Annotated in this window: 19 protein-coding genes; 7 read left to right on the top strand and 12 right to left on the bottom strand. The window is 71.7% G+C overall.

What is annotated here, in order from left to right; genetic code table 11:
* Window positions 1-21: 21 nt before the first annotated feature.
* From OHA81_RS10145 to OHA81_RS10130, 4 genes are all read right to left on the bottom strand, one after another.
* Window positions 22-441 carry a CBS domain-containing protein gene (locus OHA81_RS10145; RefSeq protein WP_329194781.1) on the bottom strand — a complete coding sequence of 140 codons (420 nt, stop codon included), beginning with the start codon at window positions 439-441 and terminating at the stop codon, window positions 22-24.
* A gap of 157 nt (window positions 442-598) precedes the next feature.
* Complete coding sequence (locus OHA81_RS10140; RefSeq protein ID WP_329202148.1) at window positions 599-1,315, bottom strand: DUF305 domain-containing protein; 717 nt, start codon at window positions 1,313-1,315, stop codon at window positions 599-601.
* An 8-nt stretch (window positions 1,316-1,323) separates the two neighbouring features.
* Window positions 1,324-1,986: a DUF3105 domain-containing protein gene (locus OHA81_RS10135; protein WP_329194779.1), complete on the bottom strand. Its 663-nt coding sequence runs from the start codon at window positions 1,984-1,986 to the stop codon at window positions 1,324-1,326.
* 80 nt (window positions 1,987-2,066) lie between these two features.
* Window positions 2,067-2,591 carry a hypothetical protein gene (locus OHA81_RS10130; protein ID WP_329194777.1) on the bottom strand — a complete coding sequence of 175 codons (525 nt, stop codon included), beginning with the start codon at window positions 2,589-2,591 and terminating at the stop codon, window positions 2,067-2,069.
* Window positions 2,592-2,764: 173 nt separating this feature from the next.
* Here OHA81_RS10130 and glnA point away from each other — a divergent pair, with 173 nt between their 5' ends.
* On the top strand, window positions 2,765-4,126 hold the full coding sequence (gene glnA / locus OHA81_RS10125) for a type I glutamate--ammonia ligase (protein WP_329194776.1): 1,362 nt from the start codon (window positions 2,765-2,767) through the stop codon (window positions 4,124-4,126).
* Between the two features lie 140 nt (window positions 4,127-4,266).
* Here the strand turns inward: glnA and OHA81_RS10120 are convergent, their stop codons facing one another.
* Both OHA81_RS10120 and OHA81_RS10115 read right to left on the bottom strand, forming a co-directional pair.
* Window positions 4,267-5,259, bottom strand: a complete 993-nt coding sequence (locus OHA81_RS10120) for a hypothetical protein (protein ID WP_329194775.1) — start codon at window positions 5,257-5,259, stop codon at window positions 4,267-4,269.
* A gap of 73 nt (window positions 5,260-5,332) precedes the next feature.
* Window positions 5,333-7,426 carry a PIG-L family deacetylase gene (locus tag OHA81_RS10115; protein WP_329194773.1) on the bottom strand — a complete coding sequence of 698 codons (2,094 nt, stop codon included), beginning with the start codon at window positions 7,424-7,426 and terminating at the stop codon, window positions 5,333-5,335.
* A gap of 515 nt (window positions 7,427-7,941) precedes the next feature.
* On the opposite strand from OHA81_RS10115, the gene OHA81_RS10110 reads away from it, so the two are divergent.
* Window positions 7,942-10,929, top strand: coding sequence for a bifunctional [glutamine synthetase] adenylyltransferase/[glutamine synthetase]-adenylyl-L-tyrosine phosphorylase (locus OHA81_RS10110; protein ID WP_329194771.1), 2,988 nt, complete (start codon window positions 7,942-7,944; stop codon window positions 10,927-10,929).
* Between the two features lie 6 nt (window positions 10,930-10,935).
* On the opposite strand, the gene OHA81_RS10105 is transcribed toward OHA81_RS10110, so the two are convergent.
* The 3 genes from OHA81_RS10105 to OHA81_RS10095 form a co-directional block, all read right to left on the bottom strand.
* Window positions 10,936-11,835: a phosphatase PAP2 family protein gene (locus OHA81_RS10105; protein ID WP_329194770.1), complete on the bottom strand. Its 900-nt coding sequence runs from the start codon at window positions 11,833-11,835 to the stop codon at window positions 10,936-10,938.
* Between the two features lie 105 nt (window positions 11,836-11,940).
* Window positions 11,941-12,972: a LacI family DNA-binding transcriptional regulator gene (locus tag OHA81_RS10100; protein WP_329194768.1), complete on the bottom strand. Its 1,032-nt coding sequence runs from the start codon at window positions 12,970-12,972 to the stop codon at window positions 11,941-11,943.
* Between the two features lie 25 nt (window positions 12,973-12,997).
* Window positions 12,998-14,605, bottom strand: a complete 1,608-nt coding sequence (locus OHA81_RS10095) for a glycoside hydrolase family 13 protein (protein WP_329194766.1) — start codon at window positions 14,603-14,605, stop codon at window positions 12,998-13,000.
* Window positions 14,606-14,827: 222 nt separating this feature from the next.
* Here OHA81_RS10095 and OHA81_RS10090 point away from each other — a divergent pair, with 222 nt between their 5' ends.
* The 5 genes from OHA81_RS10090 to OHA81_RS10070 are packed head-to-tail and all read left to right on the top strand — an operon-like array spanning window position 14,828 to window position 20,629.
* On the top strand, window positions 14,828-16,102 hold the full coding sequence (locus OHA81_RS10090; RefSeq protein WP_329194765.1) for an extracellular solute-binding protein: 1,275 nt from the start codon (window positions 14,828-14,830) through the stop codon (window positions 16,100-16,102).
* A gap of 8 nt (window positions 16,103-16,110) precedes the next feature.
* Window positions 16,111-17,133, top strand: coding sequence for a carbohydrate ABC transporter permease (locus OHA81_RS10085; protein ID WP_329194763.1), 1,023 nt, complete (start codon window positions 16,111-16,113; stop codon window positions 17,131-17,133).
* Entirely contained in the window at window positions 17,130-17,987 is an 858-nt protein-coding gene (locus tag OHA81_RS10080; protein ID WP_443056495.1) for a sugar ABC transporter permease, read from the top strand. Before OHA81_RS10085 ends, OHA81_RS10080 begins: the two co-directional genes overlap by 4 nt.
* A 48-nt stretch (window positions 17,988-18,035) precedes the next feature.
* Window positions 18,036-19,625 (top strand): glycoside hydrolase family 13 protein, encoded by a 1,590-nt coding sequence (locus OHA81_RS10075; protein ID WP_329202146.1) that lies wholly within the window; start codon window positions 18,036-18,038, stop codon window positions 19,623-19,625.
* On the top strand, window positions 19,610-20,629 hold the full coding sequence (locus OHA81_RS10070; RefSeq protein ID WP_443056493.1) for a LacI family DNA-binding transcriptional regulator: 1,020 nt from the start codon (window positions 19,610-19,612) through the stop codon (window positions 20,627-20,629). Before OHA81_RS10075 ends, OHA81_RS10070 begins: the two co-directional genes overlap by 16 nt.
* A gap of 55 nt (window positions 20,630-20,684) precedes the next feature.
* Here the strand turns inward: OHA81_RS10070 and OHA81_RS10065 are convergent, their stop codons facing one another.
* The 3 genes from OHA81_RS10065 to OHA81_RS10055 form a co-directional block, all read right to left on the bottom strand.
* On the bottom strand, window positions 20,685-21,020 hold the full coding sequence (locus OHA81_RS10065) for an SCO5918 family protein (RefSeq protein WP_329194760.1): 336 nt from the start codon (window positions 21,018-21,020) through the stop codon (window positions 20,685-20,687).
* Window positions 21,021-21,068: 48 nt separating this feature from the next.
* Window positions 21,069-22,538, bottom strand: a complete 1,470-nt coding sequence (locus OHA81_RS10060) for a DEAD/DEAH box helicase (protein WP_329194758.1) — start codon at window positions 22,536-22,538, stop codon at window positions 21,069-21,071.
* A gap of 347 nt (window positions 22,539-22,885) precedes the next feature.
* Entirely contained in the window at window positions 22,886-23,089 is a 204-nt protein-coding gene (locus tag OHA81_RS10055; protein ID WP_053678014.1) for a cold-shock protein, read from the bottom strand.
* Window positions 23,090-23,361: the final 272 nt, after the last annotated feature.

Raw genomic sequence — 23,361 nt, 5'->3', positions numbered from 1 at the left:
CCTCGAAGCGCAATATGCCGGTCAGCGCCGGGCGTAGACCCTCTCGACGAAGCCGGCTATCTGCTCCTCCGAGAGGTGCTGGGCCAGGTCCGCCTCGCTGATCATGCCGACCAGCCTCTTGTCCTGGATCACCGGCAGCCGCTTGATCCGGTGGCTCTCCATCTCGTCCAGGACGTCGGAGACGTCCGCCCCGGCGTCGATCCAGCGCGGAGTTCCCTGACAGAGGTCACGGCAGGTGACCACCGACGGGTCGTGCCCCTTGGCCACGCACGACACCACGATGTCGCGGTCCGTGATGATGCCGCAGAGGCGTTCGTTCTCGTCGCTGACGGGCAGGGCGCCCACATTGAGCCGGGCCATCAGCTGAGCCGCCCGGTCCAGGGTTTCTTCGGCCGGGATCCACTGGGCCCCGGGGTGCATGATGTCTGCGGCGGTCGTCATCGCGAGTACCTCCTGAGCGCGCCGTGCGGGCGGGCGCGGACGCACCCGTCCCGGCGTTCCCATCGTCGGTCGCCCGGACGGAGCACGCGACCCCACCCGTACGGGTGGGCGCCCGTACGGGTGGAGGACCGGACGAAAGCCCAGGTGGCGCCTTCTCTCAGCCGCGCGGGGCGGCCCCGCGCTGCCTGAGCATGTCGGCCATCAGGGTGAGCTCCGAGCGCTGTGCCGCCACCATCCCCTCGGCCAGCTTCCGCTCGGCCGGGGTCGCGCACTGGCTCGCGCAGCCCTGGGCCATGGCGACGCCGCCCTTGTGGTGGTCGGTCATGAGCTGGAGGTAGAACACCTCCGCGTCCCGGCCCTCGGCCGAGCCCAGCCGCTCCAGCTCCTCCTTGGTGGCCATGCCGGGCATCAGCGCGCCCGGCTTGGTGGTCGCGCCGCCCATGTCGTGCCCGGACATGTCCTGTCCGCCCATGTCGTGCCCGGACATGCCGTGCCCGTCGCCGCTGCCCATCCACGACATCGGCGGTTCGTCCGCCACCACCTTCGGCAGGCCCCACAGGTCGAGCCAGCCCAGCAGCATGCCCCGCTGGTTGGCCTGGGTGTTGGCGATGTCGTAGGCGAGGCTGCGGACCGCCTCGTCCTTGGTGCGGTCCCGGACGATGAAGGACATCTCCACGGCCTGCTGGTGGTGCACCGCCATGTCCCGGGCGAAGCCCGCGTCCGCCGAGTAGAGCGCCGGCGCCCGCGAAGCGGCGGAACCGCCGTCCCCGTCCCCGCCGTTCGCGGTGGCGACCGTGGCCCCCACCGCGAACAGCGCGGCGACGACGACCGCCGCGCCCGCGCCCACGTACGTACGGGAGACCCGCCGGCCCAGCGGCGGGGTCACTTTCCGGCCAGCCCGTTGGTGCAGGCCGCGCCCGGCTCGGGGGTCTGCGGGCCCTGCACGTACTTGGTGAAGAACTCCGCCACCCGGGGGTCGGCCGCGTTGCTCACGGTCAGCTGCTTGCCCCAGGCGCTGAGCACGATCGCCCCGGCTTGCGTCTTGTCCGGGCTCATCAGCGTGTACGGGGTCTTGCGGACCTTCCCGGCCAGCGTGTCCACATCGGCCTTGGCGGCCTTGTCGTTGTACGTGACCCAGACCGCGCCGTGCTCCAGCGAGTGCACCGCGTTCACCTCGGGCAGCGGGCTGGTGTAGACGTCGCCGTTGCAGTTCATCCAGCGGGGGCTGTGGTCACCGCCGACCGGCGGGTTCATCGGGTAGCTGACCGGGGTGTCGACGTGGTTGCGGCCCAGCGTCTTGGCGTCCCAGCTCTGCTCGCCGCTCACCGGCGCCTTGCGGGCCTCGGCGGCGTCCTTCTCCTTCTGCTTCTGGCTCATCAGCATCCAGGAGCCGAAGCCGATGAGGGCGGCGACGACCGCCGTCGAGGCGGTGATCGCGATGATCTTGTTGCGCCGGTCGCGCGCCTTGTCCGCGCGGCGCATCTCGGCTATGCGGGCCTGCCGCGCGGTGTTGTCGGGGGTGGTCTTGCCGGACTTGCTGGCCATGTGCCCTGTTCCTTCTGCTGAGGGGGGTGGAAGGCGGTTCCGTTACAGGGGCGCGCGCCGGGCGGCGGCGCCCGACGGCGTCAGGTCCGCAAAACCTGGAGGGCGTGCAGGTCGGGGGCGCGCGCGAGCGTTCCGGGCGCCCGGACGGGCCCGGCGTACGCGGGGCGCACGGCCACCACGGCCCCGGCCCCCGCCGCGGCGAGGGCCGACGGCGGCACGGGCAGTACGGCGGGAGGCGTATCGGAGCGGGGGGAGCAGCCGGGCAACTGGTACGGGGCCACGCAGTCGGCGTGCACCCGCCCGTACGCGGCTTCGCCCGCGGGGCCGTAGGGCCGCCCGTACGCGGCTTCGCCCGCGGCACCGTGAGCCCGCCCGCCGGCCGCTTCGCCCGCCCGGGCGTGCGCCGGCACCTGCCCCTGCCCCTGCGCGACGGCCGTCCGCGCTCCGTGGGACCCCACGGAGCGCGCGCAGGGGAACGCGGCACCCCACAGCAGCGCGCCGAGGGCGAGCGCGGCGGCCAGGGCCGTCAGCGCGGCCGACGGGACGGCACGCCGGGGCGGGGGACCGGTGTGGCCCCCGAGCTGCGCGTGCTTCCTGCCCCCCATGGCCGCAGATGGTAATGCTCATGACCGGCCCGGGGTCAGTGCGGGGGTGCCACGACCTTTCAGGGGTGCGTAATGTGGCGGAAACCACGGGTGGCGATACTGGGACGGCCCGACTGTGCTCCCCCTCCGGGGGTCGGTGGTGCACACGTCGTCTGAACTGCGAGGATGAAGGCATGGACAAGCAGCAGGAATTCGTCCTCCGGACGCTTGAGGAGCGTGACATCCGCTTCGTGCGCCTGTGGTTCACCGACGTACTGGGCTTCCTCAAGTCCGTCGCGGTCGCGCCCGCGGAACTGGAGCAGGCCTTCGACGAGGGCATCGGCTTCGACGGCTCCGCGATCGAGGGCTTCGCCCGGGTCTACGAGTCGGACATGATCGCCAAGCCGGATCCGGCCACCTTCCAGATACTGCCGTGGCGCGCCGAGGCCCCCGGCACCGCCCGGATGTTCTGCGACATCCTGATGCCGGACGGCTCCCCGTCGTACGCGGACCCCCGGTACGTCCTCAAGCGCATCCTCAACAAGACCTCCGACCTGGGCTTCACCTTCTACACCCACCCGGAGATCGAGTTCTTCCTGCTCAAGGACAAGCCGCTGGACGGCACCCGCCCGGTGCCCGCGGACAATTCCGGCTACTTCGACCACACGCCGCAGAACGTCGGCATGGACTTCCGCCGCCAGGCGATCACCATGCTCGAATCGATGGGCATCTCGGTCGAGTTCAGCCACCACGAGGGCGCCCCCGGCCAGCAGGAGATCGACCTGCGCTACGCCGACGCGCTGTCCACGGCCGACAACATCATGACCTTCCGCCTGGTCATGAAGCAGGTCGCCCTGGAGCAGGGCGTGCAGGCCACCTTCATGCCGAAGCCGTTCTCGGAGTACCCGGGCTCGGGCATGCACACCCACCTCTCCCTCTTCGAGGGCGACCGCAACGCGTTCTACGAGTCGGGCGCCGAGTACCAGCTCTCGAAGGTCGGCCGGTCCTTCATCGCGGGCCTGCTCAGGCACGCCGCGGAGACCGCCGCCGTCACCAACCAGTGGGTCAACTCCTACAAGCGCATCTGGGGCGGCTCCTCCCGCACCGCCGGCTCGGGCGGCGAGGCCCCCTCGTACATCTGCTGGGGCCACAACAACCGCTCGGCCCTGATCCGCGTCCCGATGTACAAGCCGGGCAAGACCGGCTCCTCCCGCATCGAGGTCCGCTCGATCGACTCGGGCGCCAACCCGTACCTGACGTACGCCGTCCTCCTCGCGGCGGGCCTCAAGGGCATCGAGGAGGGCTACGAACTCCCGGCCGGCGCCGACGACGACGTCTGGGCGCTCTCCGACGCCGAACGCCGCGCGATGGGCATCGAACCCCTGCCCCAGAACCTCGGCGAGGCCATCTCCCTGATGGAACGCAGCGAACTGGTCGCAGAGACCCTCGGCGAGCACGTCTTCGACTTCTTCCTGCGCAACAAGAAGCAGGAGTGGGAGGAGTACCGCTCCGAGGTCACCGCCTTCGAGCTCCGCAAGATGATGCCGGTGCTGTAGCCGCAGGTCTCGGCGGTATCCCAGTCAGACGGCACTCCGGGCCGGCGGCACTCAGCCGTCGGCCCGGAGTCGTCTCACCCTTCCTGGGCCGTCTGTGGGCCGTCAGGAGTGCGTCCCTGCGTCTCGGCCGGTGCCTCGTGTCATGGGGTGGGCAAGGGGCCTTGCGGGTCGGGCCCCTCCCAGAATTCGGGGCCGAGGGTTTCTTTGAGCAGGGCGTACATGTTCTTTCGGAAGTGAGCGGTCACGAGCCAGGGGCGGGTGAAGATGCGGATCCCCCCGACTTCGCCCGCATCGTTGAGGGTGAACATCTCGACGAGTTGCTGGACGTGACCGTCCACGTATTCGTCGATCACCACTGCGAATCCCGGTTCGCCTTCGATGTCGAGGACGGCACGAACCTTGAGGTCGCTGAAGCTCTTCGCCGCTGCTTCGAGGACAGGCCCGACGACGGCCTTCCCCGTCGGCTCTTCGCTCAGGATCGGGGAGTACAGGGTGACGTCCTGCGCCAGGGGCGGGACGGCCGGATGGTCTACCCAGTCCGGCGTCGGCCCTTCCGGGGCGTACGGTCCGGCTCCGAGGCCCGGGTCTGCGAGAGCGGGGTCGGTCTTCGCTATCACTTCACGCAGAGCGGCCATGGACGGCCACGGCCGGCCGTAGACGTCGATGGTGGCCACCAGGCCCGCAGAGTCGTTCCGCGCCAGCGCCACGATCTCCGTCTCCCGACCGCCGGGGCTCGCGCTGTAGACGACCCCCTCCACCTCGTCTCCTTTGAGGCCGGCTGTGGCCTCGGGCGCGGCCAGGGCCTGCCGGTACGTACCGAGAGCTGCCGAAACGGCGTCACGACCGACGATGCGGGATGCGGCCACTGGAGTCGCGAGCGAGACGTCTTGGGCGAGCGCTGTCGGGGCCTGCCCCGCAAGCGCTTCGTACAACTGATCCGACATCGCGCGCTCCTCGTGGTCACGCTCAAGGCGGTCCTGGGTTCGGGGAATGCTCGGGCGCGAGGTCACAAGGGCGCGCTCGACGTCGGCGCCCTGGGGGTCACCGAGGACCAGGAGCCCTGCGCCGCGGCCAGGTGCGTCTCCGTTTCCAGCATGCGCCCGGAACACGGCGGGACGCATGCGGGAGGCCATGGCACCACTACCGCTCGGAGGTCACCGCCTTCGGCGTAACGGGTGGCCGGGCGGCGGCCGGGGCCGGGGGCCGTCAGGTCAGGGGCGCCCGCGCCGGGAAGACCGCCGGGTGCCAGACGGGGCCCGTGGTGCCGGTGGGCGGGGTCATGGCCGTGTGGAGCGCGGCGTCGAGGCCGAGGACCGCCGTCGTCGCGGCGCCCGTGCGGTCGAGGGTGGCGGACGGTGCGCCGGAGTAGAGCATGCCGGATTCCGTCCAGGCGGGCGGGCCGCTGGCCGAGGTGGTGCTGACGGTGCCGGTGTCGGCACGGCCCGTCAGGAGGCGGCCCGCGACCCCGACCGCGCCGTAGCCGGCCCGGCCGCCGGACTCGGCGACGGGGGACACCTGCGGCTTGCCCGGGCCCGCGGTGACCAGGGCGCTGCGGACCACGCCCGAGTCGGGGCGGCGGAAGTAGAGCCGGACGCCCGCGCCCTCGGGAGCCGCCGTGAGGGGGACCGTGGTGGCGGGGAGGTTCGTCTGGAAGGGCCCCTGGAGGGGGGCGTCCGGGGCGGCCTGGGTCCAGGCGAGGACGGAGGTGCTGGTGGTGGCGTACACGTGGCGGCGGCCCGCGGCGTCCACCGCGACCACCGGGTCGCTCTGCAGGTCCGCGCCGCCCAGGTGCAGCCACTCGCCGAAGCCGCCCGAGGGCTGCTGGACGGAGGCGCGCAGGGTGCGGTGGGCGTCGCGCAGGTACACGGTCAGCCGGCCGTCCGCGCCGACGACCGCAGCGGGGGCACTGATCGCCGAGGTGCCGGGCTCGTCCGCCGCCTCGGGGGTGCCGAGCGACTGCCAGGCGCCGAACGCACCGCCCGGCGCCGTCTGGGTGAGGGTGACCACCTCGCGGCGGTAGTCCTTGCCCCCTTCGCCGAAGGCGGTACGGGTGGCGACGACCGTGACCCGGCCGTCGGGGAGGCGGGTGGCGAAGACGCCGGGGTCGATGCCCTCACCGGGGATCAGGGCCGGGGCGGTCCACATGCCGGCGGGTTCCCGGGTCCACACGGCCAGCCGGCCGTCGAGCGCCGCGAAGGCGTAGAGCCGGCCGGGCACCCCCTCCGTCATCCAGGAGGTGTTGTCGGCGCGGGCGTAGCGCAGGGACTGGGCCCAGTTGCGGCCGGTGGGGCTGCCCGCCACCTTCCGGTCGCCGCAGCCGGCGATGCTGCCGCAGTAGTTCTCGTGGTCCAGCCAGGCGTAGGTCTTGAGGTAGCCGATCTTCGTCTCGGCGGTCTGCGGGTCCAGCGCGTGCGGGAGGCTGCCGGTGTGGTAGCCGAGGTAGTTCTGGACCGCGAAGTGGGGGCGGTCGCTGGTCTGGCGGGCGTAGGCGGCGTAACCGGCCTGGACGAAGCGCGCGCCGTACATGTGGTCCTGGTGGTCGGTGTACGTGCCGGTCACCTGGTCCCGGCCGGGGGTCGGGTCCTGCATCCGTATCGTCGTCGGACGGTACTTCGTCAGGACCCCGGCTATGACCTGGACCACCTGGTCCTTGGTGTACGTGTACGGCTGCTTGACGGGGGAGCCCGAGGCGAGCTGCGCCTCCAGGGCGGGTATCTGGCCGTTCCACAGGCCGCGCAGGCTCTCGGGGGTCGGGGCGGTGGTGCTGCGGGCCTCGCGCAGCTGGAGCCAGACCAGGTTGATCTGGGGGTGGGCGAGGAGGACGTCGACTTCGGCCTGGCCGCCGCCGACGGTGGGTATGACCGTGCGCTGCCACGCGCTCGTGCGGTCCCCCGTCGCCATCTGCGCGTACGCGCAGCGTATGCCGTTCTGCCTGGCCTCCGCGTAGTGCGCGCGGTCGGCGGGCTGCTCGGGGTCCTTGGCGGCGCCGCCCGCGGCCTCGTTGCGGCCGTCGGCCTCGCCGGAGGTGAGGTAGACGGTGGTGACCGGGATGCCCGCGGTCAGGGACCGGCTGAGGTCCGGGTTCATGAAGAAGAGGTCGTCGTCGGGGTGGGCCACGACCTGGACCACCGAGCCGGCCGTGGTGCTCGCCGGTATGACGGGCGCGGCGAGGTGCTTGTCCTGGCTGGCCTCTGCCGAGGTCTGCTCGCCCGAGGCGATGGCGAGTACACCGGTGGTGCCGACCGTCAGGACGGGCAGCAGGGCGGCGGCCAGCATGAGGCGGCGGCGGGTCATCGGCATGGTCACGCCTTGGGGTCGTTCCGGGCGGGAAGAACCGCGAAGCGGTCACTCGAAGAGAGGTCAATCCGGGCGACTTGGTTCATCGTTGTCGCCGATGACTCGTGCTTTCCGAAAAACGACCGGATGTGATTGTGCCTCGTGCGGGTCCGATCGCGGTAAATGCCCGCCATGCGGACGCCTTTGTCCCGTACCGTGGGCCAAGTCGAGGCAGGTTATGGGCTATTGAGTCTTGTTTAGGTGAATTGGCCGGTTTGAGTGTTTTAGGTCGTTTTGAGCCCGCTCTCGTCCGTACGCCCACGAGCCCCGTCCCGGCACGTTTGCGCCGGTCACCGCACCACCGGGCGCCCGCCGCACCCCCGCCCCCAGGGCCCTGCCGCCGCGCACGCCACCCCTGCCTGTGAGCTTGTTCACTCCACCGCCCCCGCGCCCCGGCGAGCCGGGCCCGCGCTCCGGCTAGGCTCGGGTACCGGCCGGCCGGGCCAACCCCGGCAGCGACGCACGCGGGAGGCGGCGGGATGACAGTCCCGGGACGCAGGAGCAGCACCTTCATCCGGCTGCTGCGGAGCGGGTTCACCGACCCCTCCGCCGCCGCCCGGCTGCTGGAGAGCCCGGTGCTGGCCTCCGTACGCACCGACCCGGTACTCCTCGACGCGCTCGGCGCCACCGCCGACCCCGACCTCGCCCTCCTCGGCCTCGTCCGGCTCGCCGAGGCGCAGCAGCCGCAAGAGCTGCCCGTGCTCCTCGACACCCTGCTCGGCGCCAAGCCGCTGCGCGACCGGCTGCTCGGCGTACTCGGCGCCTCCGAGGCCCTCGCCGACCACCTCGCCCGCCACCCCCGCGACTGGCACACCCTCGTCACCTACGAAGCCGCCGACCTCCACCCCGGCCTCGCCGACTTCGAACGCGGCCTCGCCGACGCCCACGACCCCGTCGCCCTGCGCGTCGCCTACCGCCGCTGCCTGCTCTCCATCGCCGCCCGCGACGTCTGCGGCACCATCGACGTCGCCGAGACCGCCGCCGAGCTGGCCGACCTCGCCACCGCCACCCTCCGCGCGGCCCTGCGCATCGCGAGCGCCGCCGCCCCCGAGGACGCGGCCCGCTGCCGCCTCGCCGTCATCGCCATGGGGAAGTGCGGCGGCAACGAGCTCAACTACGTCTCGGACGTCGACGTCATCTTCGTCGGCGACGCCACCAGGGGCACCGACGAGGGCACGGCCGTCCAGGCCGCCACCCGCCTCGCCTCCCACCTGATGCGGATCTGCTCCGAGACCACCGTCGAGGGAACCATCTGGCCCGTCGACGCCAACCTGCGCCCCGAGGGCCGCAACGGCCCGCTGGTGCGCACCCTCTCCTCCCACCTCGCCTACTACCAGCGCTGGGCCAAGACCTGGGAGTTCCAGGCGCTGCTCAAGGCGCGCGCCGTCGCCGGCGACCCCGAGCTCGGCGCCCAGTACATCGAGGCCATAACTCCGCTCGTGTGGCAGGCCGCCGAACGCGAGAACTTCGTCGCCGACGTCCAGAAGATGCGCCGCCGAGTCGTCGACAACATCCCCGCCGCCCAGGTCGAGCGCGAACTGAAACTCGGCCCCGGCGGCCTGCGCGACGTCGAGTTCGCCGTCCAGCTGCTCCAGCTCGTGCACGGCCGCAGCGACGCCACCCTCCACTCCCGCACCACCCTCGACGCCCTGCACGCCCTCGCCGCCGGAGGCTACGTCGGCCGCGCCGACGCCGCCCAGCTCCACGACGCGTACTGCTTCCTGCGCGCCATGGAACACCGCATCCAGCTCTACCGGCTGCGCCGCACCCACCTCGTCCCCGAGGACGAGAACGACCTGCGGCGCCTCGGCCGGTCCATGGGACTGCGCACCGAACCCGTCGCCGAACTGGGCAAGGCCTGGCGGCGGCACGCCTCCGTCGTCCGCCGCCTCCACGAGAAGCTGTTCTACCGGCCGCTGCTCGACGCCGTCGCCCAGCTCACCCCCGGCGAGACCCGGCTCTCCCCGCGCGCCGCCGGACAGCGCCTCGAAGCCCTCGGCTACGCGGACCCGTCCACCGCGCTGCGCCACCTCGAAGCCCTCGCCTCCGGCGTCAGCCGCAAGGCGGCCATCCAGCGGACCCTGCTGCCCGTGATGCTGGGCTGGTTCGCCGACTCCGCCGACCCGGACGCCGGCCTCCTCAACTTCCGCAAGGTTTCCGACGCCCTCGGCCGCACCCCCTGGTACCTGCGGCTGCTGCGCGACGAAGGCGCCGCCGCCGAGAACCTCGCCCGCGTCCTGTCCGCCGGACGCCTGGCCCCCGACCTGCTGATGCGCGCCCCGGAGGCGGTCGCGCTGCTCGGGGACCCCGAAGGCCTCCAGCCCCGTACGCACGAGGCGCTCGAACAGGAGGTACTGGCCGCGGTCGGCCGCGCCGAGGACCCGCAGACCGCCGTCGCCGCGGCCCGGGGGGTGCGCCGGCGGGAGCTGTTCCGTACCGCCGCCGCCGACATCATCGCCTCCTACGGCACCGAGGACAGCCCCGCCGAAACCGACCCCGGCGCCCTCGTCGACCGGGTCGGCCGGGCCGTCTCCGACCTGACCGCCGCCACCATCGGCGGCGCCCTGCGCGCAGCCGTGCAGTCCCACTGGGGCGACACCCTGCCCACCCGCTTCGCCGTCATCGGCGTCGGCCGCTTCGGCGGGCGCGAACTCGGCTACGGCTCCGACGCCGACGTCCTGTTCGTCCACGAACCCCGCGAGGGCGTCGACGAACAGGAGGCCGCGAAGGCCGCCCAGGCCGTGATCGCCGAGATGCGCAGGCTGCTCCAGCTGCCCACCGCCGACCCGCCGCTGCTCATCGACGCCGACCTGCGGCCCGAGGGACGCTCCGGGCCGCTGGTGCGCACCCTCCCCTCCTACGCCGCGTACTACCGCCGCTGGTCGCTGACCTGGGAGAGCCAGGCCCTGCTGCGCGCCGAACCGGTCGCGGGGGACGCCGAGCTGGGAGCCCGCTTCATCGAGCTGATCGACCCGCTGCGCTACCCGGCGGAGGGCCTCGGCGACAACGCGGTCCGGGAGATCCGCCGGCTCAAGGCGCGGATGGAAACCGAACGGATGCCGCGCGGCGCGGACCCGACCCTGCACACCAAACTCGGCCGCGGCGGGCTCAGCGACGTCGAGTGGACGGTCCAGCTGATGCAGATGCGCCACGCCTGGAACGAACCGGGCCTGCGCACGACCCGGACCCGCGAGGCCCTGGCCGCGGCGCACGCGGCGGGCCTCATCCCGGCCGACGAGGCGCAGATCCTGGACGAGGCCTGGGTACTGGCCACCCGCGTCCGCAACGCCGTGATGCTGGTCCGCGGCCGCGCCGGGGACACCTTCCCCTCCGAGGCGCGCGAACTGGCCGCCGTGGGCCGCTACCTCGGCTACGCGGAGGGCACGGTCGGCGACATGCTCGACGACTACCGCCGCACCACCCGCCGTGCCCGCGCGGTCGTGGACGACCTGTTCTACGGGTCGTAGCGGGCGTTACGCGGCCGGCCGGCGGCGCAAGCGGTTCACGAGCGCGGCCGTCGCCGGGTGCGGGTCGGTGGCCCGGGGGCGGCGCGGCAGGCGGTGGGGGAGGGAGCCGTACCAGAGCCCCGAGACCGTGTACCCGAACGCCAGGCAGAGCATGCCGCCCGCGGCGTCCAGCCAGAAGTGGTTCGCGGTGGCCACGATGACCACCAGGGTCGCCGCCGGGTACAGCAGGCCCAGCACGCGGGCCCACGGCGCCGACGCGACCGCGAAGATCGTCAGCCCGCACCAGAGCGACCACCCTATGTGCATGGACGGCATCGCCGCGTACTGGTTCGACATGTGCTTGAGGTTCCCCGAGGCCATGGAACCCCAGGTGTGGTGCACCAGCACGGTGTCGACGAAGCGCTGCCCGTTCATCAGCCGGGGCGGCGCCAGCGGATAGAAGTAGTAGCCGAGCAGCGCCACGCCCGTCGTCGCGAACAGCACGAAGCGGGTGGCCGCGTAACGCCCGGGATGGAAGCGGTAGATCCAGACCAGCACGCCGATCGTCACGACGAAGTGCAGCGTGGCGTAGTAGTAGTTCATACCGACGACGAGCCACGTCACCGAGTTGACCGCGTGGTTGACGCTGTGCTCCACGGCGATGCCCAGCGAGTGCTCGGTGCGCCAGATCCAGTCGGCGTTGGCCAGCGCCGCCGCCTTCTGCTCCGGCACGGCGTTGCGGATCAGCGAGTAGGTCCAGTAGCTGAGCGCGATGAGCAGGACCTCGAACCAGATCCTCGGGCGGCGCGGCATCCGCAGGCGGGCGAGGAGAGTGCTCCGGGACCCCGGGCGGGTCTCCTGCTCGGTCACTTGGGGTGACGAGACGTCCGTCCGGGTTTCCAGTGTCTTCACGCTCGCTTCACCCATGGGGAAAGAGTCTGCCAGATGGCTTCCAGACCCCGATCATCCCTCGGGACGGTCTTGGGCGCAGCCGCTCCGCCCTGGGGAGTACACCGACCCCTGCCGGAACCCTTACGTGGCCCGCCGCTGTCCCGGGCCCGAAGCGGTCGATCCGCGCACCACCAGCTCCGGCAGGAACACGAATTCGCTGTGCGGGGCCGGCGTACCGCCGATCTCCTCCAGCAGCGTGCGCACCGCCGCCTGCCCCATCGCCTGCACCGGTTGCCGGATCGTGGTAAGGGGCGGATCGGTGAACGCTATGAGCGGGGAGTCGTCGAAGCCGACCACCGACACGTCCTGCGGCACCCGCAGCCCCTGCTGCCGCGCCGCCCGGATGGCGCCGAGCGCCATCATGTCGCTCGCGCACACGATCGCCGTGCAGCCGCGCGAGATCAGCGCGGCCGCGGCGGCCTGGCCGCCCTCCAGCGAGTACAGGGAGTGCTGGATCAGCTCCTCCGTCGCGGCCCCGTCCAGCCCGAGCCGCTCCTTCATGCCGAGCCGGAACCCCTCGATCTTGCGCAGTACGGGTACGAACCGCTTCGGTCCGACCGCCAAGCCGATCCGGGTGTGCCCGAGGGCGCTCAGGTGCGTCACGGCGAGCTGCATCGCGGCCCGGTCGTCCGGGGAGACGAACGGGGCCCGCACCTTGTCGGAGAAACCGTTGATGAGTACGAAGGGGACACCCTGGGCGCGAAGTTGGTCATAGCGGCCCATATCGGCCGTGGTGTCCGCGTGCAGCCCCGAGACGAAGATGATCCCGGAGACCCCGCGGTCGACGAGCATCTCCGTCAGCTCGTCCTCGGTGGAGCCGCCGGGCGTCTGGGTCGCCAGCACCGGGGTGTACCCCTGCCGCGTCAGCGCCTGCCCGATCACCTGCGCGAGCGCCGGGAAGATGGGGTTGTCCAACTCGGGGGTTATCAGGCCCACCAGGCCCGCGCTGCGCTGGCGCAGCCGTACGGGCCGCTCGTAGCCGAGCACGTCGAGCGCGGCCAGCACGGACTCGCGGGTGCCCGCGGCCACACCGGGCTTGCCGTTGAGCACGCGGCTGACTGTGGCTTCGCTGACCCCCGCCTGGGCTGCGATGTCGGCTAGCCGTGCGGTCACGGCATTGGACTGTACCGGTCGCACGTCACAATGCCCACCACGTGCACGACTCCGGTGGCAACAGCACCGTGCGCCCGTCCGTCTCCACCGGCGCGCTCGAGAGCACGGGCCGCCCCGGCGAGGGCAGTTCGAGCGGCGCCGGGAGGCTGTTGAGGGTGCAGGCGAAGCCGGGCCGGGTGAACAGGAGCACCCCTTCGGGCGCCGGCAGCCAGGTCAGCCCGCCCGCCTCGGGCGCACCCAGTCCCGGCAGCGCGCGGCGCAGCTCCAGGGCCGCGCGGTACAGCTCCAGCGTGGAGTGCGGATCGCCCGTCTGGGCGGCGACGCTCAGCCCCGCCCAGTCGGCCGGCTGCGGCAGCCAGCTGCCGCCCGGACCGAAACCGTACGGGGGCTCCTGGCCCGACCAGGGCAGCGGGATCCGGCAGCCGTCGCGCAACCCCTCCTGCCCGGCGGAGCGGTGGAACGCCGGGTCCTGGCGCACGGAGTCCGGCAGGTCCGCCACCTCCGGCAGGCCGAGTTCCTCCCCCTGGTAGACGTACGCCGATCCCGGCAGCGCCAGCATCAGCAGCGCGGCGGCCCGCGCCCGCGCCAGGCTGCCGAACCGGGTCCGGTGCCGCACGACGTCGTGGTTGGACAGCACCCACGTCGTCGGCGCCCCCACGGAGGCGGTGGCCGCCAGCGACTCGTCGATGACGGTCCGCATCGCCGCCGCGTCCCAGGGGCAGTTCAGGAACCGGAAGTTGAAGGCCTGGTGCATCTCGTCGGGCCGCACGTACAGCGCGAGCCGCTCCGAGGTCGGCGCCCACGCCTCCGCGACCCCGATCCGCGCGCCCTCGTAGGAATCGAGCAGCCGCCGCCAGGAGCGGTGGATCTCGTGGACCCCGTCCTGGTCGAAGAACGGCAGCGGCTGGGTACCGATGAGCGTCGCCTGCGCGCCGTGGCCGATGTCGGGCATGCCGGGGGCCTTGACCATCCCGTGCGCCACGTCGACGCGGAACCCGTCCACCCCGAGGTCCAGCCAGAACCGCATCACCGAGGCGAACTCCTCCGCGACCTCGGGGTGGTCCCAGTTGAGGTCGGGCTGCTCGGGGGCGAAAAGGTGCAGGTACCACTGCCCGTCCGCCACCCGCGTCCAGGCCGGCCCGCCGAACACGGACTCCCAGTCGTTGGGCGGCAGCGCGCCGCCCGGTCCGCGTCCCGGCCGGAAGTGGTAGCGGGCCCGCGCCGCCGGATCGGCGAGGGCCGCACGGAACCAGGGGTGCCGGGCGGAGGTGTGGTTCGGCACGACGTCCACGATGACCCGCAGGCCCAGGGCGTGGGCGGCGCGGACGAGGTCGTCGGCGTCGGAGAGGTCGCCGAAGAGGGGGTCGACGGCGCGGTAGTCGGCGACGTCGTAGCCGCCGTCCGCCTGGGGAGAGACGTAGAAAGGGGTCAGCCAGAGGGCGTCGACCCCGAGCCGGGCCAGGTGCGGGAGCCGCTCGCGGACTCCGCGCAGGTCGCCCACGCCGTCGCCGTCGCTGTCGGCGAAGGACCGGACGTACACCTGATAGATGACGGCATCGCGCCACCAGCCGCCGTTCGCGGTCCCGTCGCTGGAAGCGCTTGCAAGCCGGGACGCGGTCAGCTCATGGGTCATATCGGGGTCAACGCGAGCACACGCCCCCTGGTTGCGGGCCTGACGACTCGAAGGTACGTCGAACTAACAGCAAGCCGCGGCAACCGTACGGACACACGGATGTAACGATCACCAGCACTTGCAGAAAGTTGCCGCAAGGTCTTTCGGTCGGCTTTCAGTCTTGTTACGTTCCTGGCAACTCGGGACCGCGAGGAAGCGGCCGGGATCATCGAAGGAGTTCATATGCGGCGTGGCATAGCGGCCACCGCGCTGGTCGCGACCCTGGCACTCGCGGCGACGGCTTGCGGTGGGGACACCAAGGACAACGGCGGCGACACCCAGTCCGGCGGGGAACTCTCCGGGACCGTCACGTGGTGGGACACCTCCAACGACGCGGAGAAGGCCAGCTTCCAGAAGATCGCCGAGGCGTTCACCGCGAAGCACCCGAAGGTCACCGTCAAGTACGTCAACGTGCCCTACGGTGACGCCCAGAACAAGGTGAAGAACGCCTTCAGCAGCGGTTCCGAAGCCCCTGACGTGATCCGCGCCGACGTCGGCTGGGTCGCCGACTTCGCCTCGCTCGGCTACCTGGACGAGGTCCCGGCCGACACGGTGAAGAAGGTCGACGCCGAGTTCCTGCCGCAGGCCGCCGCCAGCGGCAAGTACGAGGGCAAGACCTACGCCGTCCCCCAGGTCATCGACACCCTCGGCCTCTTCTACAACAAGAAGATGCTCGCCGACGCCGGCGTCGAGCCCCCCAAGACGCTGGAGGAGGTCAAGACCGCCGCCGCCGCCATCAAGGCGAAGACCGGCAAGGCCGGCCTCTACCTGCGCGGCGACGACTCCTACTGGTTCCTGCCGCTGATCTACGGCGAGGGCGGCGACCTGGTCGACGCGAAGACCAAGACGGTCACCGTCGACAACCCGGCGGGCGTCAAGGCCTTCAAGACGGCGCGTGACCTGGTCACCTCCGGCGCGGCGATCACCAACGCCACCGACGGCTGGACCAACATGCAGACCGCCTTCAAGTCGGGCGAAGCCGCCATGATGATCAACGGTCCGTGGGCCGTCGCCGACACCTACGCGGGCGACCAGTTCAAGGACAAGGCCAACCTCGGCGTCGCGCCCGTCCCGGCCGGCTCCGTCAAGGCCGGCGCCCCGCAGGGCGGCCACGACCTCGCTGTCTACGCCGGTTCCAAGAACCGCGCCGCCGCGCACGCCTTCATCGACTACATGACCTCGCAGGAGGTGCAGGTCCAGTCCGCGAAGGAGCTGAGCCTGCTGCCGACCCGCACGGCCGCCTACGAGCAGCCGGACGTCAAGTCCAGCGAGATGGTCCAGTTCTTCAAGCCGGCCGTGGACAAGGCCGTCGAGCGCGCCTGGATCCCGGAGAACGGTTCCCTCTTCGAGCCGCTCAAGGTCGAGTACACCAAGGCCATCACCGGCGCGGCGACCCCCGAGGACGCGGCGAAGGCGACGGGCGTCGAGTTCCGCAAGATCCTCAAGGGCTGGAAGTAGAAGAGAAGATGGCTGCTCACACCAGCCAGTCGGTGGCGAAGGCCGCGGACGTCGAGGGCCCGCAGGCCCCCGCCGTCCGCGGCCGGAGCCGCATGACTGACAACCGCGGCGGAGCGAGGCGCGCCCTCGCCACCCACTGGTACGCCTGGGCCATGATCGCCCCGGTGGTGCTCGTGCTCGGCGTGATCATCGGCTGGCCGCTCGTCCGGGGCGTCTACCTCTCGCTGACCGACGCCAACGAACGCAACGTCGCCCGCACCATCGGCGCCAACCACATCGAGGCGACGTACCGGTTCGTCGGGCTCGACAACTACGCGGACGTCCTCGCCGACCCGGTGTTCCTGCAGCGGCTGGTGTGGACCGTCACCTGGACCGTCCTGTGCGTGTCGATCACCTTCGCGCTCGGACTGGCCCTCGCCAACATGCTCAACCGCGAGTTCCGCGGCCGCGCCGCCTACCGCATGGCGCTCATCCTGCCGTGGGCCGTCCCCGGCTTCGTGTCCGTCTTCGCCTGGCGGTTCCTCTTCAACCGCGACAGCGGCATCCTCAACAAGCTCCTCGACGGCGGCGGGATCTCCGCGATCCCGTGGCTCGACGACCCCACCTGGGCGAAGGTCTCCGTCATCGCCGTCAACGTCTGGCTCGGCGTCCCCTTCATGATGGTGGCCCTGCTCGGCGGACTGCAGTCCATCCCCGGCGAGCTGTACGAGGCCGCCGAGATGGACGGGGCCACCCCCTGGCAGCGGTTCCGGCACATCACGCTGCCGGGTCTGCGGACGGTGAGCATGACCGTGATCCTGCTCTCCACCATCTGGACCTTCAACATGTTCCCGGTGATCTTCCTGCTGACGCGGGGCGGACCCGGCGACTCCACCGAGATCCTCGTGACCCAGGCCTTCCGCGAGGCCTTCGTGTCCAGCCCGCGCGACTTCGCCGGCTCCGCGACCTGGGGCGTGCTGATCCTCGCCCTGCTCATGATCTTCGCGCTGGTCTACCGGCGCTCGCTGCGCAAGCAGGGAGAGGTGTGGTGACCGTGACGACCGACGTTCCCGTCCGCAAGCGGGGCGAGCGCTCGCCCCTCGCCTCCGCGGGCCTGCACGCCACCCTGATCGTCGCCTCCGTGATCGCCGTCTTCCCGGTGCTGTGGGTCCTGCTGACCTCCATCAAGCCCGCGAAGCACGCCATCTCCACGGACTTCGTGAAGGAACCCACGCTCGACAACTACCGCTACCTGGTGGAGTCGACCTCCTTCTTCACCTGGTTCGGCAACTCCGTCCTCGTCGCCGGCATCACCACGGTCCTCGGCGTGTTCATCGCCGCCACCACCGGATACGCCGTCAGCCGGTTCAAGTTCCCCGGCATGAAGCCGCTGATGTGGACCCTGCTCATCACGCAGATGTTCCCGATGGCCATCCTCATCGTCCCGCTCTACAACCTCATGGGACAGCTCGGACTGCTCAACCAGCCCGTCGGCCTGGTCATCACCTACCTCACCATCGCCGTGCCGTTCTGCGCCTGGATGATGAAGGGCTTCTTCGACACCATCCCGGTCGAGATCGACGAATCCGGCCGCGTCGACGGGCTCAACCCCTTCGGCACCTTCTGGCGCCTCATCCTGCCCCTCGCCAAGCCCGGCCTCGCCGTCACCGGCTTCTACGCCTTCATCACCGCCTGGGGCGAGGTCGCGTACGCCTCCGCGTTCATGGTCGGCGACGAGCACCTCACCCTCGCCGGTGGCCTGCAGACCTTCGTCACCCAGTACACCTCCAACTGGGGTGCGATGAGCGCCGCTTCCGTCCTCATCGCCATCCCCGCGGCGTTCTTCTTCCTCTTCGCCCAGCGTCACCTCGTCGCCGGTATGACAGCGGGCGCGACCAAGGGCTGACCACCCTTGCCCGCCTCCCCGCTCCGGCCCGACCTCTCCAAGGACACCATGACCCAGCACCTCGCCGACGCACTCCCCGCCACGACCGCAACGCGGCCCGGCTGGTGGAGAGAAGCGGTGATCTACCAGGTCTATCCGCGCAGCTTCGCCGACTCCAACGGGGACGGCATGGGGGACCTCGAAGGCATCCGCAGCCGGCTGCCCTACTTGAAGGAACTGGGCGTCGACGCCGTCTGGCTCAGCCCCTTCTACGCCTCCCCGCAGGCCGACGCCGGCTACGACGTCGCCGACTACCGGGCCATCGACCCCATGTTCGGCACCCTGCACGACGCGGACGCCGTGATCCGCGAAGCCCACGCGCTGGGCCTGCGCATCATCGTCGACCTCGTCCCCAACCACTGCTCCGACCAGCACGAATGGTTCAAGCAGGCGCTGCGCGAGGGGCCGGGCAGCCCGCTGCGCGAACGCTTCCACTTCCGCCCGGGGAGCGGTCCGGACGGCTCCCTGCCCCCGAACGACTGGGAGTCGATCTTCGGCGGGCCGGCCTGGACCCGGGTCGCGGACGGGCAGTGGTACCTGCACCTGTTCGCCCCCGAGCAGCCCGACTTCAACTGGGAACACCCCGCGGTGCAGGACGAGTTCCGCTCCATCCTGCGCTTCTGGCTCGACCTCGGCACCGACGGCTTCCGCATCGACGTCGCCCACGGCCTGGTCAAGGCCCCCGGCCTGCCCGACCTCGGCCGCGACGAACAGCTCAAGCTGCTCGGCAACCAGGTGCTGCCGTTCTTCGACCAGGACGGGGTCCACGAGATCTACCGCTCCTGGCGCAAGGTGCTCGATGAGTACGCGGGCGACCGCATCGGCGTCGCCGAGGCCTGGACCCCGAGCGCGGAGCGGACGGCCATGTACCTGCGGCCCGACGAGCTGCACCAGGCCTTCAACTTCCACTACCTGAACACCGGTTGGGATGCGGCCGCACTGCGCGGCGCCATCGACGACTCGCTGGACGCGATGCGGCCGGTGGGGGCGCCGACGACGTGGGTGCTGTCCAACCACGACGTCGTGCGGCACCGGACCCGGTTCGGCAGCCTGGCGCGGGCGCGGGCGGCCGCGCTGCTGATGCTGGCGCTGCCGGGATCGGCGTACGTCTACCAGGGGGAGGAACTCGGCCTGCCGGAGGTGGTGGACCTGCCGGACTCCGTGCGCCAGGACCCGTCCTTCTTCAAGGAGAACGGCCAGGACGGGCTGCGCGACGGCTGCCGCGTACCGATCCCGTGGTCCGGAACCGAGGCACCGTACGGCTTCGGCGACGGCGGCAGCTGGCTGCCGCAGCCGGCCGAATGGGCGGCGCTGAGCGTCGAGGCGCAGACCGGTGACCCCGGCTCCACGCTGGAGCTGTACCGGGCGGCGCTGCGGATCCGCCGCGAGCGGGCCGAGCTCGGGGCCGGCGACGCCGTGGAGTGGCTGGACGCCCCCGCCGGCGTACTGGCCTTCCGGCGGGGCGACTTCGTGTGCACGGTCAACACGACGGGTGAGGCCGTACGGATGTCCCCGCCCGGCACGGTGCTCCTCGCCAGCGGCGACGTCGCGGACCCCGGTGTCCTGGAGGCCGACACGGCGGTGTGGTGGCAGGGGTGACCTCCCCGCTGCGGCTGACGGACATCGCCGCGCAGGCCCAGGTCAGCGAGGCGACCGTCAGCCGTGTGGTCAACGGCAAGGCGGGCGTGGCGGCCGGCACCCGGCACAGGGTGCTGGCCGCCATGGACCTGCTGGGCTACGAGCGGCCGGTGCGGCTCAAGCGGCGCAGCAACGGCCTGGTGGGGCTGCTGATCCCCGAGCTCACCAACCCCATCTTCCCGGCGTTCGCGCAGGTCATCGAGCAGGCCCTGGCGGGGCACGGGTACACGCCGGTGCTGTGTACGCAGACGCCGGGCGGGGCCACCGAGGACGAGCTGGTGGAGCAGCTGGAGGAGCGGGGGGTCACGGGGATCGTCTTCCTGTCCGGGCTGCACGCGGACTCCACGCTGGACCCTTCGCGCTACCAGCGCCTCTCCTCGCGGGGCGTCCCGTTCGTCCTGATCAACGGCTTCAACGAGCACGTCAACGCCCCGTTCATCTCCCCGGACGACCGGGCTGCGGCCGAGATGGCCGTACGCCACCTGGAGGACCTGGGACACCGCCGGATCGGCCTGGCGATCGGCCCGACGCGCTACGTCCCCTCCGCCCGCAAGGAGGCGGCGTTCGCCGCCGCCGTGCCGGGGGCGGAGGGGGAGGGCCTCATCCAGCGCACGCTGTTCACGGTGGAGGGCGGCCACGCGGCGGGGGGCGCACTGCTCGACCGCGGCTGCACGGGCATCGTGTGCGGCAGCGACCCGATGGCGCTCGGGGTGATACGGGCGGCCCGGGAGCGGGGCCTGCGCGTCCCGGAGGACGTGTCGGTGGTCGGCTTCGACGACTCCCCGCTGATCGCCTTCACGGACCCCCCGCTGACCACGATCCGCCAACCGGTCCGCGCGATGGCCACGGCAGCGGTCGGAGCCCTCCTCGAAGCGGTGGCCGGCACCCCGGTCCAGCGCACGGAGTACGTCTTCCAGCCGGAACTGGTCGTCCGCGGCTCGACGGGCCAGGTGCGGGGGCTGTAGTGCCCCCGCCCCGGCCCGCCTCGCGCCCGAGTGCGGTGCACCGGGGCGGGGACCGCTACACCCGCTGCAACCCGTCCGACGCCGCCCCCGGAGAGGTCAGGCCCAGGAGGGCCGAGGCCGTTTGCAGGGGGGTCAGGGGGGCGGCCGGGCGGAGCGGGGTGGCCGACCGGCAGGTGAATCCGAGTGCCGTCATGGCCCGGGTGACCTCCGCGGCGCTGAAATCGCGGCGGTCCTGTCGGGTGACGGCCTCGCCCACCTGCTTCACCGGGTACTGGCGCCGCCCGATGATGACGGAGTCACCGGTGACCGGTTCGGGCTTGACGCCCTTCATCGCGTCCAGCACACCGCTCTTGGTGAGCTCGAAGGGGAAGCGGGCGATGACGCAGCGCATGGGACCTCACAGGGTGGGAGGGAGCTGTCGGGAGGGGGGTGAGCGGTCCTACGCGGCTGCGCCGAAGGACCGGCGGTTGCCGCCGGGGCGGCGGCCGCGCCGGGCGGCGCCGCCGCGGGTGCTGCGCGCGGCCACGGGCGCCGTGATGGTGACCGGGACGCCCGAGGGGGCCTGGGCACCGGTGATGCGGTTCAGCTCCGCCTCGCCGGACCGCACCTGGGTGGTCCGCGGGGTGATCCCGGCGGCGGCCATCAGCCGCACCATGTCACGGCGCTGGTTCGGGGTGACCAGGGTGACGACGCTGCCCGACTCCCCGGCGCGGGCGGTGCGGCCGCCGCGGTGGAGGTAGTCCTTCGGGTCGGTCGGCGGGTCGACGTTGACGACGAGGTCGAGGTTGTCGACGTGGATGCCGCGGGCCGCGACGTTGGTCGCCACGAGGACCGTGACGTGCCCGGTCTTGAACTGCGCGAGGGTGCGGGTCCGCTGGGGCTGGGACTTGCCGCCGTGCAGCGCCGCGGCGCGCACGCCGCTGTTCAGCAGGTCCTGCGTCAGGCGGTCCACCGCGTGCTTGGTGTCCAGGAACATGATCACGCGACCGTCGCGGGCGGCGATCTCGGTGGTGGTGGCCTGCTTGTCGGCGCCGTGGACGTGGAGCACGTGGTGCTCCATCGTCGTGACCGCGCCGGCCGAGGGGTCCACGGAGTGCACCACGGGGTCGGTCAGGTAGCGGCGGACCAGGAGGTCGACGTTGCGGTCCAGGGTCGCGGAGAACAGCATCCGCTGGCCCTGCGGACGTACCTGGTCGAGCAGGGCCGTGACCTGCGGCATGAAGCCCATGTCGGCCATCTGGTCGGCCTCGTCGAGCACGGTGACGGCCACCTGGTCGAGCCGGCAGTCACCCCGCTCGATGAGGTCCGCGAGCCGGCCCGGCGTCGCGACGACGACTTCGGCGCCGCCGCGCAGCGCGCCGGCCTGCCGGCCGATCGACATGCCGCCGACGACGGTGGCCAGGCGCAGCCTCAGCGAGCGGGCGTACGGCGCCAGCGCGTCGGTGACCTGCTGCGCGAGCTCACGGGTGGGTACGAGGACCAGGGCGAGCGGTTGACGCGGTTCCGCGCGCTGCCCCGCCGTACGGGCCAGCATGGCGAGCCCGAAGGCCAGGGTCTTGCCGGAGCCCGTACGGCCGCGGCCGAGGACGTCGCGTCCGGCGAGGGTGTTGGGCAGCGTCGCGGCCTGGATCGGGAACGGTACGCAGACGCCCTCGGCGCCGAGGGCGGCCAGCAGCTGCTCCGGCATGTCGAGGTCGGCGAACGCCTCGACGGCGGGCAGCGCCGGCGTGAGGGTGACGGGCGGGGCGAACTCACCCTGGAGCGCGGCCGGACGGCGGCCGTAGCCGCCGGAGCGGGCGGGGGAGCCGGAGCGGGTGGGGCTGGGGGAGCCGAAACGGGCGCCGCGGTTCGTGGAGCCGCCGGCGGCGCGGGTGCGGGGGGAGCGGTCGTTCGTGCGTGTGCGGTTCATGCTGAACCTTCCTCGATACGGGGACGGCACGCGTCGAGGGAATTCAGCAGCGCATCGGAATGACCGCGCGAATTCACAGGAACGAGCCGACTGAATGTCGACGGCAGTGGTGACGGGCGGCGTCGAATGCCGGCCGGAGTGCCGTGACGTGGGCGCCGTAATGGGTGCCGGGAGTGCGGCGGCCATTCGGACGGAAAAGTCGTGGGAAACCGGGGGAGTGAAGCACCCGGTGGGTGCTCGCGCGGGCCGTGGGAGGCGGGCGGAGACAAGGGGAGGCGCGGGTAACGCAACGAGCTGGGGCCCGCACCCCAAGGTGCGGGCCCCAGCTGCGTGACGATGCGCCGGTGTCAGGCGGTGACGATGTTCTCCGCGGTCGGGCCCTTCTGGCCCTGCGCGATGTCGAAGCTCACCTTCTGCCCTTCCTGGAGCTCACGGAAGCCCTGGGAGGCGATGTTCGAGTAGTGGGCGAACACGTCAGGACCGCCGCCCTCCTGCTCGATGAAACCGAAACCCTTTTCGGCGTTGAACCACTTCACGGTGCCATTAGCCATGTCGAATCTCCTTCGGGGCACGAGCCCAGAGTCCGCACTGTGCGGATCTCAAGTCGCCGCGATGATCGCCCGCCCGGGAAATTCCGGCACACAGAAGCCCTCCGCCGGATTTTTCGTCCGGTGGTGGGGCTGAAAGTTTGGGAACCACAACTGCAACTGAAATCACAGTAGCACGGTATGGCCGAGGGGGTCGGGGAAAAACCGGGTGAGTCCCTCCGCGGAGGGAAATGTTCACCGAGCCCGCTCCGAAATTCTGTGCTTGCCGCGGTAGG

The sequence above is a fragment of the Streptomyces sp. NBC_00667 genome (assembly GCF_036226825.1).
GTDB lineage: Bacteria > Actinomycetota > Actinomycetes > Streptomycetales > Streptomycetaceae > Streptomyces.
Note: the sequence above shows the minus strand (reverse complement) of the source record. Positions and strands in the feature narration are given on the sequence as shown.